The 15,601-nt window shown below is 47.3% G+C and carries 17 protein-coding genes; 9 read left to right on the top strand and 8 right to left on the bottom strand.

The window, feature by feature from the left end:
- The first annotated feature begins 35 nt into the window (after positions 1-35).
- Positions 36-1,037: a stalk domain-containing protein gene (locus AC0WRU_RS12580; RefSeq protein ID WP_476124790.1), complete on the top strand. Its 1,002-nt coding sequence runs from the start codon at positions 36-38 to the stop codon at positions 1,035-1,037.
- Between the two features lie 106 nt (positions 1,038-1,143).
- On the opposite strand, the gene AC0WRU_RS12575 is transcribed toward AC0WRU_RS12580, so the two are convergent.
- Positions 1,144-1,683 carry a helix-turn-helix domain-containing protein gene (locus tag AC0WRU_RS12575; RefSeq protein WP_476124788.1) on the bottom strand — a complete coding sequence of 180 codons (540 nt, stop codon included), beginning with the start codon at positions 1,681-1,683 and terminating at the stop codon, positions 1,144-1,146.
- A gap of 136 nt (positions 1,684-1,819) precedes the next feature.
- Between AC0WRU_RS12575 and AC0WRU_RS12570 the strand changes: the two genes are divergently transcribed.
- Entirely contained in the window at positions 1,820-2,026 is a 207-nt protein-coding gene (locus AC0WRU_RS12570) for a hypothetical protein (protein ID WP_476124786.1), read from the top strand.
- Positions 2,027-2,074: 48 nt separating this feature from the next.
- Positions 2,075-2,941, top strand: a complete 867-nt coding sequence (locus AC0WRU_RS12565; protein WP_476124784.1) for a VOC family protein — start codon at positions 2,075-2,077, stop codon at positions 2,939-2,941.
- 72 nt (positions 2,942-3,013) lie between these two features.
- On the opposite strand, the gene glsA is transcribed toward AC0WRU_RS12565, so the two are convergent.
- Positions 3,014-3,952, bottom strand: coding sequence for a glutaminase A (gene glsA / locus AC0WRU_RS12560; RefSeq protein ID WP_476124782.1), 939 nt, complete (start codon positions 3,950-3,952; stop codon positions 3,014-3,016).
- Between the two features lie 136 nt (positions 3,953-4,088).
- Here glsA and AC0WRU_RS12555 point away from each other — a divergent pair, with 136 nt between their 5' ends.
- Complete coding sequence (locus AC0WRU_RS12555) at positions 4,089-5,144, top strand: DUF1835 domain-containing protein (RefSeq protein ID WP_476124780.1); 1,056 nt, start codon at positions 4,089-4,091, stop codon at positions 5,142-5,144.
- 110 nt (positions 5,145-5,254) lie between these two features.
- Here AC0WRU_RS12555 and AC0WRU_RS12550 read toward each other — a convergent pair whose 3' ends face one another.
- Entirely contained in the window at positions 5,255-5,596 is a 342-nt protein-coding gene (locus AC0WRU_RS12550) for a hypothetical protein (protein WP_476124779.1), read from the bottom strand.
- A 261-nt stretch (positions 5,597-5,857) separates the two neighbouring features.
- Between AC0WRU_RS12550 and AC0WRU_RS12545 the strand changes: the two genes are divergently transcribed.
- From AC0WRU_RS12545 to katA, 5 genes are all read left to right on the top strand, one after another.
- Positions 5,858-6,763, top strand: coding sequence for an NUDIX hydrolase (locus AC0WRU_RS12545; RefSeq protein ID WP_476124777.1), 906 nt, complete (start codon positions 5,858-5,860; stop codon positions 6,761-6,763).
- Positions 6,764-6,791: 28 nt separating this feature from the next.
- On the top strand, positions 6,792-7,274 hold the full coding sequence (locus AC0WRU_RS12540; RefSeq protein WP_476124775.1) for an NADAR family protein: 483 nt from the start codon (positions 6,792-6,794) through the stop codon (positions 7,272-7,274).
- 5 nt (positions 7,275-7,279) lie between these two features.
- Positions 7,280-8,179: a TIGR02452 family protein gene (locus AC0WRU_RS12535; protein ID WP_476128634.1), complete on the top strand. Its 900-nt coding sequence runs from the start codon at positions 7,280-7,282 to the stop codon at positions 8,177-8,179.
- A gap of 62 nt (positions 8,180-8,241) precedes the next feature.
- Positions 8,242-8,844: an adenylyl-sulfate kinase gene (cysC, locus tag AC0WRU_RS12530; protein ID WP_476124773.1), complete on the top strand. Its 603-nt coding sequence runs from the start codon at positions 8,242-8,244 to the stop codon at positions 8,842-8,844.
- A 197-nt stretch (positions 8,845-9,041) separates the two neighbouring features.
- On the top strand, positions 9,042-10,499 hold the full coding sequence (gene katA, locus AC0WRU_RS12525; RefSeq protein ID WP_476128633.1) for a catalase KatA: 1,458 nt from the start codon (positions 9,042-9,044) through the stop codon (positions 10,497-10,499).
- A 347-nt stretch (positions 10,500-10,846) separates the two neighbouring features.
- Here the strand turns inward: katA and AC0WRU_RS12520 are convergent, their stop codons facing one another.
- Genes AC0WRU_RS12520 through nikB form a run of 5 tightly spaced genes read right to left on the bottom strand, consistent with a single transcriptional unit; the run spans position 10,847 to position 15,601 of the window.
- Positions 10,847-12,157 (bottom strand): MATE family efflux transporter, encoded by a 1,311-nt coding sequence (locus tag AC0WRU_RS12520; protein WP_476124771.1) that lies wholly within the window; start codon positions 12,155-12,157, stop codon positions 10,847-10,849.
- A complete protein-coding gene (locus AC0WRU_RS12515; protein WP_476124769.1) occupies positions 12,124-12,966 on the bottom strand; it encodes an ABC transporter ATP-binding protein in 843 nt (280 codons plus the stop codon). The genes AC0WRU_RS12520 and AC0WRU_RS12515 overlap by 34 nt, the downstream gene beginning before the upstream one ends.
- Entirely contained in the window at positions 12,959-13,798 is an 840-nt protein-coding gene (locus tag AC0WRU_RS12510; RefSeq protein WP_476124767.1) for an ABC transporter ATP-binding protein, read from the bottom strand. Before AC0WRU_RS12510 ends, AC0WRU_RS12515 begins: the two co-directional genes overlap by 8 nt.
- Before the next feature lie 7 nt (positions 13,799-13,805).
- The gene (nikC, locus tag AC0WRU_RS12505) at positions 13,806-14,660 is read right to left on the bottom strand and encodes a nickel transporter permease (RefSeq protein WP_476124765.1); all 855 of its coding nucleotides are present in this window, start codon (positions 14,658-14,660) and stop codon (positions 13,806-13,808) included.
- On the bottom strand, positions 14,657-15,601 hold the full coding sequence (nikB, locus tag AC0WRU_RS12500; protein WP_476124763.1) for a nickel ABC transporter permease: 945 nt from the start codon (positions 15,599-15,601) through the stop codon (positions 14,657-14,659). The genes nikC and nikB overlap by 4 nt, the downstream gene beginning before the upstream one ends.

Raw genomic sequence — 15,601 nt, 5'->3', positions numbered from 1 at the left:
ATACAAAAGCCCATTAAAGTGAACGGAGACTGGTCATGGAGTTAAACCGGGGAACATTTCAGCGACTGCTTGCCGCCTTGTTTACACTATCCATACTATTCACAGTTACACAGCAAGGAGTGGTGAACGCTGCCGAACAAAAAGCCACACCGACACCAAAAACGCAATCAACGCAGTTAACAACTATTGTCGTAAACGGACAGCCATTAAACTCAAAGGCTGCACCTATGCTGATCGCCGGAAAGCTCATGGTTCCGCTTAAACCCTTTGCCGAAGCTGTGGGTGCAACCTATCATTGGGATGTCAAAAAGAAGCTGGTTACGCTACAAAAGTGGTCGGAACCTGTGCAGTTGAAGGAACCATCACGTAAGAACCAGCAACAACTTACCTTTGAGGTTTCAGGTAAAGAAGTATATATACCTCTCCGTGATGTGTCGTTTGAGTTGGGTTATACGCTGGAAAAGACTGGTCCGCAGATCCAGGTGCAACCACCGATCCAAGGTAAAATAAAAGAACAGATTTATGAGGGAGATTTGGCGGTTGCGCGCGAAGCGTTAGTTCGTTTAGACAGACGCTCTGCTCATCCTTATATTGATGTTCATTTTCCCAATACTGAAATCCTGGCGAGTATTTATTTGTTTCCTCAAGGAGAAGCATTGCGTTATTTTATAATTAGTGGAGATGTGTTGAGCCTGGTTGAAGTGAAAGACGGTTTTCCGGTTGTCACCTATCAAGGGTATGTAGGAGAGCCTTATAATAAAAAGTTCACCATGGATTATGACCCGCTGGAGCGTTTTTTGAATAATAAAGTTAAAAATCAGTGGGGAACATACCCGAAACTAAATAAGCCGCTGGTCTATGAGTTTACTACAGGATGGGGAGACAGCAGCACCACTTATTACGGGCGTATTACTATGGATCATAAAGACGAGTTGCTGGGGACTGTAGTAAATTTAGGAACTGAACTCCCCTCTGATACCAAGCAGATCATGAAAACCTTCAAGCTGCCGTGGGAATCACGGACAGATGCCAAATAGGCGATGGAATAAAGTTAAAGTTGGACTTAGAAATTAAAGAACATAATAAGCGCGTACCGTGGAAGTGAAAAAACGACTTCCCGGTACGCGCTTTTTTTGATGAAATTTAAGCTTCATTCTCTGCTTCGAGAAATACAGAAATCAAAATACGTGCGTTGTTTTCTCCAATGTTTTTGGCATAATGCGGAATGGCTGCTCTCCAGCTAAAGGAATCTCCTGCTTCAAGGGTAGCCGAATCCTCGCCTTGCTCCACATATACTGTGCCTTCCATAACAAAATGAATCTCATCGCCCGCATGAGCATGCTCTTCTTCCGTGGAAGAGCCTGGCGGCATGTCCACCAGCATCATTTTGACGTTACCCTGCCCCCCCAAATGGTCAATCTGAAGCTTATTTTTGCCATAAACGATTTTGCGGCGCTCATCCTTCCGAATCACCTGCATTCGTTCCTCTTCTTTGAGCAGCAGAAAAGCGAGGGGTACCTTAAGTGCATTAGCGATGCTGTCCAGTGTAGCAATGGAAGGGGAGGTTTTATTGTTTTCCACTTGACTCATAAAGCCTTGAGATAATCCGGTTCGTTCGCATATTTGCTGGATGGATAAATTTTTACGTTTACGCGCGGCGCGTATATTGCATCCTATACCCATAGAGCCTTCCTCCTTCAAGGGAATATAATGTATACTAATTTATTATTTATTATACCAAATATTTTATTGACAGACTATAGTTTCTTATGATAAATTCACATTACAAAATAATTATTCCTATTACTAATAATTTGAGTTGGGTATCTTGTTTTTGGCGAACGGAATTGCTAAATTTCAAATGGGGCTAGGCAATGTGGCTGGCTGGTTTTCCAGTATTGGTCAGGGAGCAGGTTATGAGCTGGATATTGCCTTTATTCTGGTAGCTCTGCATTTAGTATTTGCGCCGACGACTCGTTTGTCACTGGATTCTTTGTTTAGCCGCCGTACCTCAACAGAACAGTAATTTATCATTAGCTTAGTCCTCCAATCCACGTAGAAAGAGGGAAATCTCATGACAGCACATATCCATGACAACACCAGAATCGGGCAGGTTTCATTAAAGGTTAGTAACTTGGAGCGCTCTATTCAATTTTATACAGAGGTCGTTGGTTTTCAACTGCTGCGTCAAACGGCGGATACCGCTGAATTGACAGTCGACGGAAAGCATCCGCTGCTGACCCTTAAGTTTATTGAAAATGCAGTTATTCTTCCACGCCAATCCGCAGCCGGATTGTATCACTTTGCTATTCTTGTACCGAACCGCGTGGCTCTGGGCCTGTCACTGCGTAATCTGCTTGCTCATGAGATTGAAATCGGACAGGGGGACCATGATGTAAGTGAAGCTCTGTATATCCATGATCCGGATAATAACGGGATAGAGATCTATGCGGATCGTCCTCGTGATCAGTGGAAGAAAGATGCTAACGGATATTACATTATGGGAACAGATCCTGTGGATGCAGAAGGCTTGGTCGCTATTTCCGAGAACCTACCTTGGCAAGGGTTACCCGAAGGAACGGTAATTGGGCATGTTCACTTTCATGTGTCTAATTTGCTCAAGGCGCAGCAATTTTATTGCGATGTGCTCGGTTTTGATATTACATGCCGCTATGGCTCGTCTGCTATGTTCGTATCCGCAGGTGGTTACCACCACCATATGGGCTTGAATATATGGGCAGGGGAAGGGGCGCCCCCAGCTCCCGAGCATGCTGCAGGCCTGGATTATTTTGAACTGATTGTGCCGGATCAGAAGGAACTGGAGGCCGTTGTCGCCCGTTTGACTGCGGCAGGATATGGAGTGCAGGAACGCGATGGTGCCAAGTATGTAGCTGATCCGTTCCGCATTCATATCAAACTGGTTAATGGCCAAACCATTTAACATATCAGGTAAGTAAAAGAAAAGGGTATTCCCGTAGGCCTTGAAAGGCTGGGAATACCCTTTTTTCGTAAACTAGAACAAGCTCCAATCCAAATCTCGCGACATGGTCTCCAGCAAGTGTACACCCGCTGTACTGTTGCCCATGCGGTTCAGAGAAGGTCCGACCAGTCCAATGCCATATCGTCCGGGCACCATCGTCATAATGCTGCCAGACACGCCACTTTTGGCGGGCAGCCCGACCTGAATGGCGAATTCTCCGGATGCGTCATACATGCCGCATGTGGTCATAAAGGTTTTGGCGATCTGCACATAGCGGCGGGGAATCAGAGGTACACCCGTGACCGGATCACGTCCATTGTAGGCTAATACAAGTCCCAGGCGCGCCAAATCCGTACAGTTCAATTTTACAGCGCAATGCCTGAAGTAAACCTCCAGCACATCCTCAACATGTCCGCGCAGAATTCCCTTTTCCATCAGAAAATAGGCAAGAGAACGGTTCAAATGGCCTGTGGCAGATTCCGAATCGTAGACATCCTGGTCATACTCCAGCGTGTCATTACGGGTAAGCAAACGGAAAAATTGCAGGACACGGGCAAACTTCTCTTCGGGACTGTTTCCGCGAATCAAAGAGGACACGGCGATGGCTCCGGCATTAATAAGCGGGTTAAACGGGATGCCCGGCTCGACCAGCTCCAGCTTCAGCATGGAATTAAAACGGTCTCCGGTAGGCTCCATACCAACCTTGGAGAAGACAACATCTTCACCATTATCCATCAAGGCCAAAATAAGCGTGAATACCTTCGAGATGCTTTGCATTGTAAAGCTTATTTTGGTATCTCCGGCTACCACGGTCTCGCCGATTCCGTTCATCACAACAACACCCAGCGCGTCGGCCGGGGCTTTGGACAATTCGGGAATATACGCTGCCACCTTGCCATGAATATACTGATGACGGCTTTGTTCCACCCATTCCGGCAGTTTAGTCTGTAATCTCTGCCACTCCGATGTCATTTCTTTTCCTCCAGTCGAGTAACCATCCTGTGGTATTGTTATTGTGGAGCAAGATGTGATAGCTATACGCCTATTCTAAAGATATTTCTGGTCGAAAGACAAGCTTTACTTGATTAAATGAAAGGAGGTCGTTGATTTGTCATCTGACAATGAACCGAATTTTGATGGAGACTATAATGAGATATCGAATGGTCGAAGACTTAGAGGTTTCGTACGTAGTGTGCTGGAGCAGGCAGTAGCCTTATCAGACAAAAATCCTGAATGGGCTAATCCTATATTGGAACAGTGGGCAAACGATGTGGAGACAAGCAGAAATGAGCGTCTGCAGCATGAGCGCACTCGGGAGAGGCATGTGCATCTATTGTTCTCTCAATCAGCCGCTGGCTCCATGAAGGTATGCCTTTCGGGTGCAGGATTACGACATGAAAGTATTGTGCTGTCTTTTAATGATCAGTTTTCCATAGGGCCTTTATGGAAACTGGGAACACCAGAAGGACAAGAGAACCGTCACAACTGGTTGGCTGAACGGATGGTGCATTATGAGTCTTTCCATTACGCGAATTGGGATCATCGTATTGAACCGATGATAGCGACTCTTAGTGAAATTCCTGATGATAAGTCGATCACGATCTGGTGTGGCTCTAATGCTGACGAGCAGGCTGGATTACGTTTTGCGCTATATCTCCTGCGTAACAGAGCCACGCCTATTCGGGTCATTAATGTCACGGATACCTTGGAGAGGGACCCAGATGATCGCTTATATACTGAAAGTCGATACCCTGTATCCATGGGCGTGGTGCATTCAAAAGAAATTGAACGCTTCATTAAGCGAAGTGAACACGAATCTCATGTTGTGTCTATCGAAGACCGCCGACGATACGAACGGGAGTGGCTGGAGCTTAATGAGCAAGAGAGTGTACTGAGAATATGGGACAATGACCGTATTGTTCATGTACCGGATTATTATTTTGATCAGGCTTTGCTGGATATGATTGCCAGGCTACAGTTAGAGGGTAGTCAGGAATTTGTAAATACCGGAAAAATAATAGGTGAAGCTTTAACGCAGTGGTCGCAGCCAAGAAGCGACACTTTTTGGGAATACCGGATTCAACAGTTGATCGCCCATGGCAGACTTGACTTTCAGGGGATGCCGGGAATGATGAATCGCTACGCTGTGAAAATTAAGGAGTAAAGCGAAAACAAAACAAATAAAAAACTGCCGACGGGATCGACAGTTTAGTGTAAGAACCTTCTAATGCATCAGGTTGATGTATCAGGAGGTTCTTAGCTATGTACTTGGAATCAATAGTAGTTGCTTGAATTCAATGAACTTATGATAGCAGGCAACAGAGCAATACCAATAATAATATAAATCACGACTACGATAGCGGCCCAAAGAAGAGCTGCTTTAGCATAGTTTGCTTTGCTCGGATTAGTAGAGCCGCTGAAAGCCCACACAAACAGCATAATAAGTCCAACTACCGGAATAGCCAACAGCAGCATGCTAATCATCCACTCCTTGAATGATACAGGAGGCGGGTAAACAGGTGCTGGTCTGGATGGTGCTCCTTGTTGATTGTGTTGCGGGTTAAACTGGTTAGACAATTCGATCTTCTCCCTACGTAGGTTTAGTATGTGGTGCATTTCCTGTATTGACCAAAATATCATACATTATATGACAACCATCAACAAGCGAAATTCCGTAAACAGTTGAATAGAACTATTACCTGAATAAAAATAGGGCTTTTAACCCTGTTGACGAACCTGGAATTATATATTATTGTATTGATATTAACATTTTGTTTTTATCATTTAGTTAAAATAAAAGAATGTTTACATAGGCTGTTTTCGCTGCTTGATTTAGAAAGCGACTATTACCCATATATGAACAGGCAGGTGACGCAAGTGACAGATATATCGAAGCACAATCATAACGGCTTGTCGGAGGAACAATTTTTGGCTGCATATGATGCCAATCAGTATGAGCGTCCATCGGTAACGGTGGATATGCTGCTTTTTACCGTGATGGATCAGCTCCAGCACAATTACCGCAAACTGCCGGAGAAGACACTCCAGCTACTTCTGATCCAGAGGGGGGAGCACCCGTTTCTGGGACAATGGGCGTTGCCAGGCGGCTTTGTAGGGATGGATGAAAGCCTGGAAGAGGCTGCACGACGTGAGCTTAAGACAGAAACGAATGTAGACCGGATTTATATGGAGCAGCTATATACGTGGGGAGATGTAGCACGTGATCCACGTACGCGGGTCATCAGCTGCGCTTACATGGCATTGGTAGATCACGATTCACTGGAGGTACAAGCCGGAGATGATGCTGCGGATGCCCAATGGTTTGAGCTGGACTACAGTGTGGCTCAGGAGACACGGACGAATCAGCCGGAAGGTTACAGATGGGAACAAGACATTGATATTACATTGAAGCATGGGGACATTCACCTGTCAGCCAAAGTAAAAGTGACTGAAATTCTCAGGGGAAAGACCATTGAGGTTAAGCGAGAAGTGCTGGAATCCCAAGGAATTGCTTTTGACCATGCCAAAATTATTGTGTACGGCATCGAGCGTTTGCGCAGCAAAATAGAATATACAGATATTGCTTTTCACCTGATGCCATCCCTGTTTACATTGAGCGAGCTTCAACAGGTATATGAAATTATTCTGGGTAAGGAGCTGTTGGCCGCAGCCTTCCGTCGCAAAATAGCCGAACTCGTGGAAGAGACGAATGAATATAGAAAGGCGGCTGGACATCGTCCGTCCAAGTTATACCGCTTCAAGCCCCGGTCGCGTTTTATGTAGCATGAGTAATATGAAATGAGGAATTAACGTGGAAAAGTTTACATTTTTTTATCGCAGTCAGTCGCCATTTTCGCAATGGTATCCCTCTGTGTTTATCGTGGATGGATTGGAATTCAACTGCGCGGAGCAATATATGATGTTTAAAAAAGCACAGCTTTTTGGGGATGAAGAGGTAGCCAGCAAAATTATGCAAGCATCTACTCCTCGGGAGCAAAAAGCCCGTGGCCGTAGTGTGCGGGGATTTGATCAATCCTTGTGGGAGGCGAATTGCCGACAATTTGTGTACGACGGCAACTACGCCAAATTTACGCAAAATCCGAATTTGCTTAAGCACCTGCTCAAAACGAAAGGAACTACACTGGTTGAAGCCAGTCCGACGGACACGATTTGGGGTGTAGGATTGGCTGAAAATGATGCCCGCATACGGAACCGCAAATCATGGCGAGGCACCAATTGGCTTGGAGAAATATTGACGAAACTGCGTGAGGATGTACTGCAAAAGGAGGAATAGCCATGATGAAACATACCATGAACCCCCGGAGCAACCGGGATGCTCGATCACATATGGCGCAGGAAACGCTATCTATTTTGGAGAATGGATATTATACGAATACCAAACAGGCACAAGTGAATATTGCACAAGAGGTAAGCAATGCCATCACAGGCTCGAAGCTATATGCACCGTCTCAGCTTGTGGCTGTAAAGAAAGAGGCGGAGGAAAGAATAAAAAGCATATTGGGGCCTTCTTCCCGCGTAGACGAACAGGCGATCATTGCAAAGATGGAAATTACGGGAGAAAGTACATTGCAGGCGGCATACAGACTCCAGGTCGAGGAGAAGCTGGCCCACGTGGCGTGTTTGAATTTTGCATCAGCTAAAAACCCGGGGGGCGGATTTCTCGGAGGCAGCCAGGCCCAAGAGGAAAGCTTGGCTCGTTCGTCAGCGTTGTATCCTTGCATTTCACAAATGGAAGAGATGTATCAACATAATCGGAAGCTGCGGAGTTGTTTTTATTCAGATTATATGATTTATTCGCCTGAAGTTCCTGCATTTCGGGATGATCAGGGAACATTGCTGGAAAAGCCGTATCAAGTCGATTTCCTGACCGCCCCTGCTGTTAATGCTGGAGTCGTGCGAGAAAGGGAGCCAGAGCAGGTGAATCGGATTGGTGAAGTGATGTTGGAGCGTATTCGTTACATACTCAGTTTGGCTGCGCAAAACGGGGTAGAGCACCTTGTGCTGGGAGCCTATGGCTGTGGGGTATTCCGCAATAAGCCGGAAGAGGTTGCTGTCTGGTTCAAGCAAGTGCTCGTAGATGAAGGATATGGATTGTTGTTTGACCGGTTTGTTTTTGCGGTACTGGATCACACAGCGGGGCAGCGTACCTTGAACGCCTTTAAACACGGTCTTTCCTAAAGCTGGGGGATGTGTTTCAAGAACCATATATAGTGATAAGTTATCAAAAAGGAGAGTGCTGAATGAATCCAAATCCAAACGTCACCTGGCATGCGTCAGACGTTGACAAGCAAGCGCGCCAGCTTCTGAATGGGCATAAAAGCCCGGTACTTTGGTTTACAGGGCTGTCTGGCTCGGGAAAATCAACGGTATCCTCCACACTGGAAAAAGCATTATTTGCACGAGGCATACACACGTTTATTTTGGATGGGGATAATGTTCGGCATGGTTTAAATCGCAATCTGGGTTTCCTGCCCGCTGACCGCAAAGAAAACATCCGTCGTATTGCTGAAGTAGCGAAGCTGATGTCACATGCGGGGGTGCTAACGATTTGCGCTACGATCTCACCTTATCGTGAGGATCGTGAAATGGTAAAGGATGTTTTACAGCAGGAAGGCTGTTATGAAATCTATATCCAGTGCAGTCTGGAGGAATGCGAGCGACGTGATCCCAAAGGCATGTACAAGAAGGCAAGAGCCGGAGAAATACGCCATTTTACTGGTATTGATGCGCCTTACGAGGCACCTTTGGAGCCTGAACTCATCGTATCCACTGAAGGCCGGGAGATTACCCAGTCGGTTCAGGATATACTGGATTTTCTCGACAGGGAGCAGCTGTTGCTCTAATCTTCGTCAAACCTTTTTCAAATCTTCCTGAAATCTTCATTATCTAAAATGGAATTTATGGTTAAATAGAATAGACCTCTCGATCTTGAAGCCGTCTGAATTTCCCCCAGGTTTTTTCAGATATTCGGCACCAGAGGCGGGAGGTTTTTTGATAACAGCACATAGCCAACCAATTCATTCAAGAGGTGATTTCAATGATGAGTAACCAACCAACCAACCTGACTACCAGCTGGGGCGCTCCTGTCGGTGATAATCAAAATTCCATAACGGCTGGATCACGCGGGCCTACATTGATTCAGGATGTGCATCTGCTGGAAAAGCTCGCGCATTTTAACCGGGAACGTGTGCCGGAGCGCGTGGTTCATGCCAAGGGCGCAGGGGCGCACGGATATTTTGAAGTCACTAATGATTTATCTGCCTATACAAAAGCAAGCTTTTTATCTGAGGTGGGCAAGCGCACACCGATGTTTATCCGTTTTTCTACGGTTGCCGGTGAGCAAGGCTCGTCCGATACGGTACGCGACCCGCGTGGTTTTGCGGTGAAGTTTTATACCGAGGAAGGCAACTACGATCTTGTAGGCAACAACACACCCGTATTTTTCATCCGGGACGCTATCAAATTTCCGGACTTTATTCATACGCAAAAACGTCACCCCCAAACTCATCTGAAAAACCCTAATGCCGTTTGGGATTTCTGGTCCTTATCTCCTGAATCGCTGCATCAAGTAAGTATTCTGATGTCCGATCGCGGCATTCCTGCTACACTCAGACATATGCATGGATTCGGTAGCCACACGTTCAAGTGGGTCAATGCCGAAGGGCAGGCGGTATGGGTGAAATATCATTTTAAAACAGAGCAAGGCGTACAAAATCTCGATGTAGATCTGGCTGCCAAAATTGCCGGTGAAAACCCGGATTATCATACCGAAGATCTGTTTAATGCCATTGACAAGGGCGACTTCCCTGCATGGAAGCTTCATGTACAAATTATGCCTGTAGAGGATGCGGACACATACCGCTTTGATCCATTCGATGTGACAAAAGTATGGTCTCAAAAGGATTACCCGTTGATCGAGGTGGGACGCATGGTATTGAATCGTAATCCCGAGAACTATTTTGCAGAAGTAGAGCAGGCAACGTTCTCTCCGGGTTCGTTCGTTCCCGGTATTGAAGCATCTCCGGATAAAATGCTGCAAGGACGCCTGTTTGCCTACGGAGACGCACATCGCTACCGTGTAGGCGCAAATCACAATTCATTACCGATCAATCGACCACATGCGGAAGTACACAACTATCAACGTGATGGTGCATTGCGTAGTGACGACAATGGTGGCGGATCGGTCTATTATGAGCCTAATAGCCTCGGTGGGCCGAAAGAGTCTCCAGCGCACAACATCGCTCCTTTTGAAGTATCGGGCGAAGCTCAAAGTGTAGCTTATGACCATCATGACCATTACACTCAACCGGGTGACCTGTACCGCTTACTCAGTGAAGAAGAGCGTGCGCGTCTGGTCCAAAACATCGTAAATGCGATGAAGCCGGTGGAAAGTGATGAAATCAAGCTGCGTCAGATTGGACATTTCTACAAGGCTGATCCTGAATACGGACGCCGTGTAGCCGAAGGTCTAGGCTTGACCGTTCCTCAAGGCGAGTAGAGGTATCTGCAAACTCCTAACAGAAAGCCCTGTGTATAAATATAAAAAAGGATGTCCCAACGCCACGTACATGGTGGTGGACGCTCCGCGAACGGAACGTTGCTCCAATCGCTGTTGTCTCCAGATTTATTGAATCACACTACGCGGTGTAAATCTGGAGACAAAGGCGACCGCTACCGCTTTTCCGCAATCGTTCCGTCCTCTCCGCTGCTTTTAGGTGTGCCAATCTTACAAACCGAAGGAAAAATTCTAAAGCTAGAAAAGCCGCAAGCCTCCAATAATCCGAGGTTTTGCGGCTTATTTTTGTGTGTTTTGGTGTTTAAAAATATAATGATGTAAAAAAGCTGTTATATCCTATGCAACCGAGGCAAGTAGATCATAAGAAACAGTGACCGTCCTAATGCAAACACGATAAAGGACAGCCAAAGTCCATGATTCCCATAATGAGGAACGCACCAGAAGAGAGCGATCAAAAAGCAGACCAATGAAATCATCATAGAATTACGGATGGGGTACGTTACCAACATCCCCGTGAACACACCGTAGAATACCAGTCCCAGTCCGGCAGCTAGCGGAAAGGCCACAAGCCAGCCATTGTAAGGGGCTGTAAGGCTGATCACCGTAGCATTATCCGTAAACAGTGAGATAAGCGGCTCTTTCAGTGCCAAATACAATCCTCCCGTCACTACGCTGGTAACCAGCGTCCAGAACCAGGACAAGTGGATAACTCTTTGGAGCATTTTACGATCCCCGGCACCCCGAGCCTGCCCCGTCATGATGCTGCTGGCGTTAGCAAACCCGTCAAAAAAGTAAGCTATAATGTAGTGGATCTGCAACAAAATAGCGTTCGCTGCCAACTGATCGGTTCCAAAGCTCGCACTGCGCGCCGTAAACAGATTAAACATCGTCAGCAGACAGGCTGTACGAATCATGAGATCAAGGTTCGTCGCCATGACACTTTTCAACTCTGAGACTCCAAACCATCCTCGCCAATTCATCGGCCCGCTTCGCTTCCATTCTCTCCAAATCGATGAACGGAACACCAGCACAAGACCAAATACACATGCAAGAACTTCCGCAATCAGAGTAGCGCTTGCTACACCAGTGACATTCCAATGCATAATCTGTGTAAATACAATAGCTAATACCATATTGATTACGTTCATCGAAATTTGCAAAAACAATGTCGCCTTCACGCGGGACAAACCCATCAGCCAGCCGAGCAGCACATAGTTCACCAGTGTAAGAGGGGCTCCCCAAATACGAATGTTAAAATAAATCGCTGCCTGCGCCGCCACATCTTGAGCAGGATGGATTAACTGTAGAGAAGCTAGCAGGATCGGCTTTTGCAACACAATGAATGCCGCACCGATGAGTAAAGCGATCGCCAGTGGGCGCATGAGAGCGGCTATGCTCTGGCCGTTATTTTGTGCCCCCGCGGCTTGTGCCGTGAAAGCTGATGTGCTGACTCGCAGAAAGCCAAACAGCCAATATAAAGTATTGAAAATGAGAGTACCCACTGCTACACCGCCTAAATATGCAGAATAGCTCAAATGACCGATTACTGCTGTATCCACCGCACCGAGCAGCGGGGTTGTAATCGTCGAAATAATTAAAGGGATAGCTAAAGCAAGATAGGCTCGGTGGGAAGGCAACATGTTGAAAAAACCTCCAGTAACGATTGTGTATAGGGATGGCGATCCGAATGAAATAATGCTTCTTTGGAAAAATGCTCAAGCACACTGCCATCTTTCATGACCATGATTCGATCACTCATAAAGTGCACAGCCGCCAGATCATGGGATATAAACAGATAAGCCAGCCCAAGCTCATCCTGTAAATCCTTGAGCAGATTCAAAACGGTGGCTTGTGTGGTCACATCCAAACTTGCTGTTGGCTCGTCCAATACGATAAAATCCGGCTCTGTGCTGATGGCGCGCGCGATGGTTACACGCTGCTTTTCCCCACCGCTGAGCTGATGTGGAAACTTATCCAGATAGCTGGCTGGAAGCTTTACCATACCAAGCAGATGTTCTGCTATATCCCGACGTCCTGAGGGCATACCCGCCATAAAGGAAGGAACATAGTACTTGAGCTGGTCCAGTGGTTCCATCAGTGATTGCAGGATGGTTAGTCTGGGGTTCAAAGCCGCAGCAGGATGCTGAAATACCGCACCCAGCCTGCTGCGAATCCGTTTTAATTCGCTCCGCTTTAACCCCCGGATAGACTGTCCATCCAGTCTAAGCTCACCTTGATCAAACGGGTCCAATGTCAAAATACAGCGAGCGAGTGTGCTTTTCCCACTGCCACTTTCTCCGACGACGCCCAGACATTCTCTGGGTGAGATCGACAGTGCAACATCTTGTAGCACTGTTTTGCCTCCCGCGTAAGCCTTCGTCAAACCGGAGACGGTAACGACAGGATTAGACGTGTCTTGCCGCTGAGCGCAGGTGGCTTGATCATTCATGTAAAGCGCTCCTTTCCGATGCAATCTGTTCTTCGGTGCTGTTGTATGGCAAACGTGCTGGAGCGCCCGGAGACAGCGGCGGAATAGCCGCCAGTAGGCGACGTGTATACGGGTGGGCCGGATGATTCAGCACCGCTTGCGTTTCGCCAGTTTCAACCAGTGAACCTGCACGCATCACTGCGATTCGATCCGCATACTTGCGTACATGCCGCAGGTCGTGAGTGATCCACAAGACGGAAATGCCTGTTTCCGTCCGGATTTGGTCAATGAGCTGGAGCACCCGATGAGCTGTGAGCGTATCCAGCGCGGTTGTTGGCTCGTCCGCAATGAGCAACTTCGGCTCCAGCAGCAGTGCAGCCGCAATAGCCGCCCGTTGCAATTGACCGCCGCTGAGCTGGAACGGATAGCTGCGGTACACACGCTCGGCGGGAAGCTGTACGCGCTCCAGCACCTCGATACAGCGCTGCTTACGCGCCTTGCGATCTTGTTTGCCGTGAGCGCGCATCAGCTCGTCCAGTTGGCTGCCCACACGTAGAAAGGGGGTGAAGGCCCCGTGATAGTCTTGAAAAATGTAAGATATTTCACTACCAAGCAAGGAGCGTCTTTGTTTAGCGGATAGGGCTAGCAAATTATTGTCCTTCCACGCAATGATTCCTTCCGCTGTAACAGAAGAGGGGAGCAGGCCACCAATAGCGAACGCAGTCATGCTTTTGCCGCTACCGCTTTCGCCGGCAAGTGCAAACCATTCCCCCTGACGAACGGCAAGTCCCAGTTGCTCTACAATTATTTTTGCTTTTGATCGAATCGTCAAGCCTTCAATAGTCAGCCGCATGTGCAGTTCACTCCTCCGTCCGGGTTTTGACATCATAACGGTCGCGCAGCTTGTCTCCAAGCACGTTCGCCAGTAGCACTGTTAGCACGACAGCTATCCCGGGAACCAGCATTAGATGGGGAGCCATTTGAAAATACACTCGTCCTTCATTCAGCATGGTGCCCCATTCGGGTATTGGCGGCTGTGGACCTAAGCCCAAAAAGGATAGGGAGGCAATCATTAAAATGATTTTGCCAATATCCAGCGTAGCCAGTACCAGAACATTCCCAATTGCATGGGGGAGAATATGCCGCATGACAATCCGCAGAGAGGAGGTACCCGCCAGTATGGATAACGAAATGTAATCCTTTTGCTTTTCAGCCAGAACGGTACTGCGCACCAGCCGTGCATAACCAACCCATTTTACCGCAGTCACCGCGAAAATAAGATTCACTAAGCCTGGTCCGAGCAGGCCGCTCAGTACAATGGCAAAAATATAATCAGGTAATGTCATGAAGGCATCGACCACCCGTTTGAATACACGATCCATCCAGCCTCCAATAAATCCTGAAAGCAGACCAAGAGGAACCCCGACAACCAGTGAAACGACCAAAATCAACAAACTGGTTCCGACAGTCGTCTGAACTCCTGCTATCACTCTCGATAACACATCTCTTCCCAAATGATCGGTTCCCAGCCAGTGCGTAGCGCTGTTCGGTTGAAGCCGATTCCCCATCTGGATACGATACGGATCTTGCGGAGCAAGGAACGGAACGACTGTAATTGCTGCAAGAATGAGCAGGATGGAGAGCGACACGATCCATGCTTTGGACAATCGTGTCCTGGTGAGCCGCCTGTTTTCCGCATGTACGGATTTTATCATGATAAACGTTTCTCCTTCAAAGCGATTTCAGGATTGACCCAACGGTAGGACAGCTCTACCAAGATATTGATACATACAATGAACATGGCCATAAATACGGTATAGCCCTGAATAATGGGGTAATCTCTCGCGGCAATAGCATCTACAATCCATTTGCCCAGCCCCGGATAGGCGAATAGCACTTCAATCACGACCGTGCCTCCCAGTAGGCTGCCTATACTCTCACTGAATACCGTTATGAGTGGAACAAGACTGTGACGGAACATGTGTCTGAAAAAAATGCGAACTGGGCTGATTCCACGGGCTTGTGCCGCTTTGATAAAATCTTGCCCCGAGCTTTCAATCAAACTTGCGCGAATCATTCGTACATAGACGGCCGCCATTGCCAATCCCAAGGTAAGGGAAGGGAGTACCAAATGAAAAACGGTTCCTTCACCCATAGACGGAAAAATGCGCAATTTAACCGCAAACCACTCGATAAACAAAAGCCCCAGCCAAAAACTAGGAATCGAGGAACCGATTAAGGCAAACACACGACTGGCACTGTCAATCCAGCGATTACGGTACAGCGCAGCCATCGTTCCCAACGGGAGAGCTATCAGCAGCATAATGAACAGAGAGCCTCCGGTCAGCAGAAGTGTATAAGGCAGTTTTTCCATAAACTCTGTAAATACCGGACGATGGGTTAAATAAGATTGTCCAAAATCAAACTGAAGCAACTGAACCAGCCACTTACCATATTGCACAGGTAATGGCTGATCCAGCCCCAGTTGGCTGCGCATATCCGCAATTTGCTGATTGGACACTGCTACATCATCGACTCGGAGAATGCTCCGGACGGGATCGCCCGGAACAAGCTTAAGCAGACAGAAGCTCACAAAGGAAAGAATAAGAAAGAACAATACAAGTTCAAGAAACTTTTTGGCGATGGATTTGAGCAT

It is taken from the genome of Paenibacillus sp. 1-8, from assembly GCF_056316205.1.
This window is presented reverse-complemented; position numbering and strand designations above follow the sequence as displayed.

Bases quoted from the DNA above. Each gene is read 5' to 3' on its own strand.
- nikB (WP_476124763.1), bottom strand. From the start codon at position 15,601: ATGCTCAAATCCATCGCCAAAAAGTTTCTTGAACTTGTATTGTTCTTT.
- AC0WRU_RS12575 (WP_476124788.1), bottom strand. From the start codon at position 1,683: ATGGGTATAGGATGCAATATACGCGCCGCGCGTAAACGTAAAAATTTA.
- katA (WP_476128633.1), top strand. From the start codon at position 9,042: ATGAGTAACCAACCAACCAACCTGACTACCAGCTGGGGCGCTCCTGTC.
- AC0WRU_RS12580 (WP_476124790.1), top strand. From the start codon at position 36: ATGGAGTTAAACCGGGGAACATTTCAGCGACTGCTTGCCGCCTTGTTT.
- nikC (WP_476124765.1), bottom strand. From the start codon at position 14,660: ATGATAAAATCCGTACATGCGGAAAACAGGCGGCTCACCAGGACACGA.
- AC0WRU_RS12520 (WP_476124771.1), bottom strand. From the start codon at position 12,157: ATGTTGCCTTCCCACCGAGCCTATCTTGCTTTAGCTATCCCTTTAATT.
- AC0WRU_RS12550 (WP_476124779.1), bottom strand. From the start codon at position 5,596: ATGCACCACATACTAAACCTACGTAGGGAGAAGATCGAATTGTCTAAC.
- glsA (WP_476124782.1), bottom strand. From the start codon at position 3,952: ATGACATCGGAGTGGCAGAGATTACAGACTAAACTGCCGGAATGGGTG.
- AC0WRU_RS12510 (WP_476124767.1), bottom strand. From the start codon at position 13,798: ATGCGGCTGACTATTGAAGGCTTGACGATTCGATCAAAAGCAAAAATA.
- AC0WRU_RS12535 (WP_476128634.1), top strand. From the start codon at position 7,280: ATGAAACATACCATGAACCCCCGGAGCAACCGGGATGCTCGATCACAT.
- AC0WRU_RS12515 (WP_476124769.1), bottom strand. From the start codon at position 12,966: ATGAATGATCAAGCCACCTGCGCTCAGCGGCAAGACACGTCTAATCCT.
- AC0WRU_RS12565 (WP_476124784.1), top strand. From the start codon at position 2,075: ATGACAGCACATATCCATGACAACACCAGAATCGGGCAGGTTTCATTA.
- cysC (WP_476124773.1), top strand. From the start codon at position 8,242: ATGAATCCAAATCCAAACGTCACCTGGCATGCGTCAGACGTTGACAAG.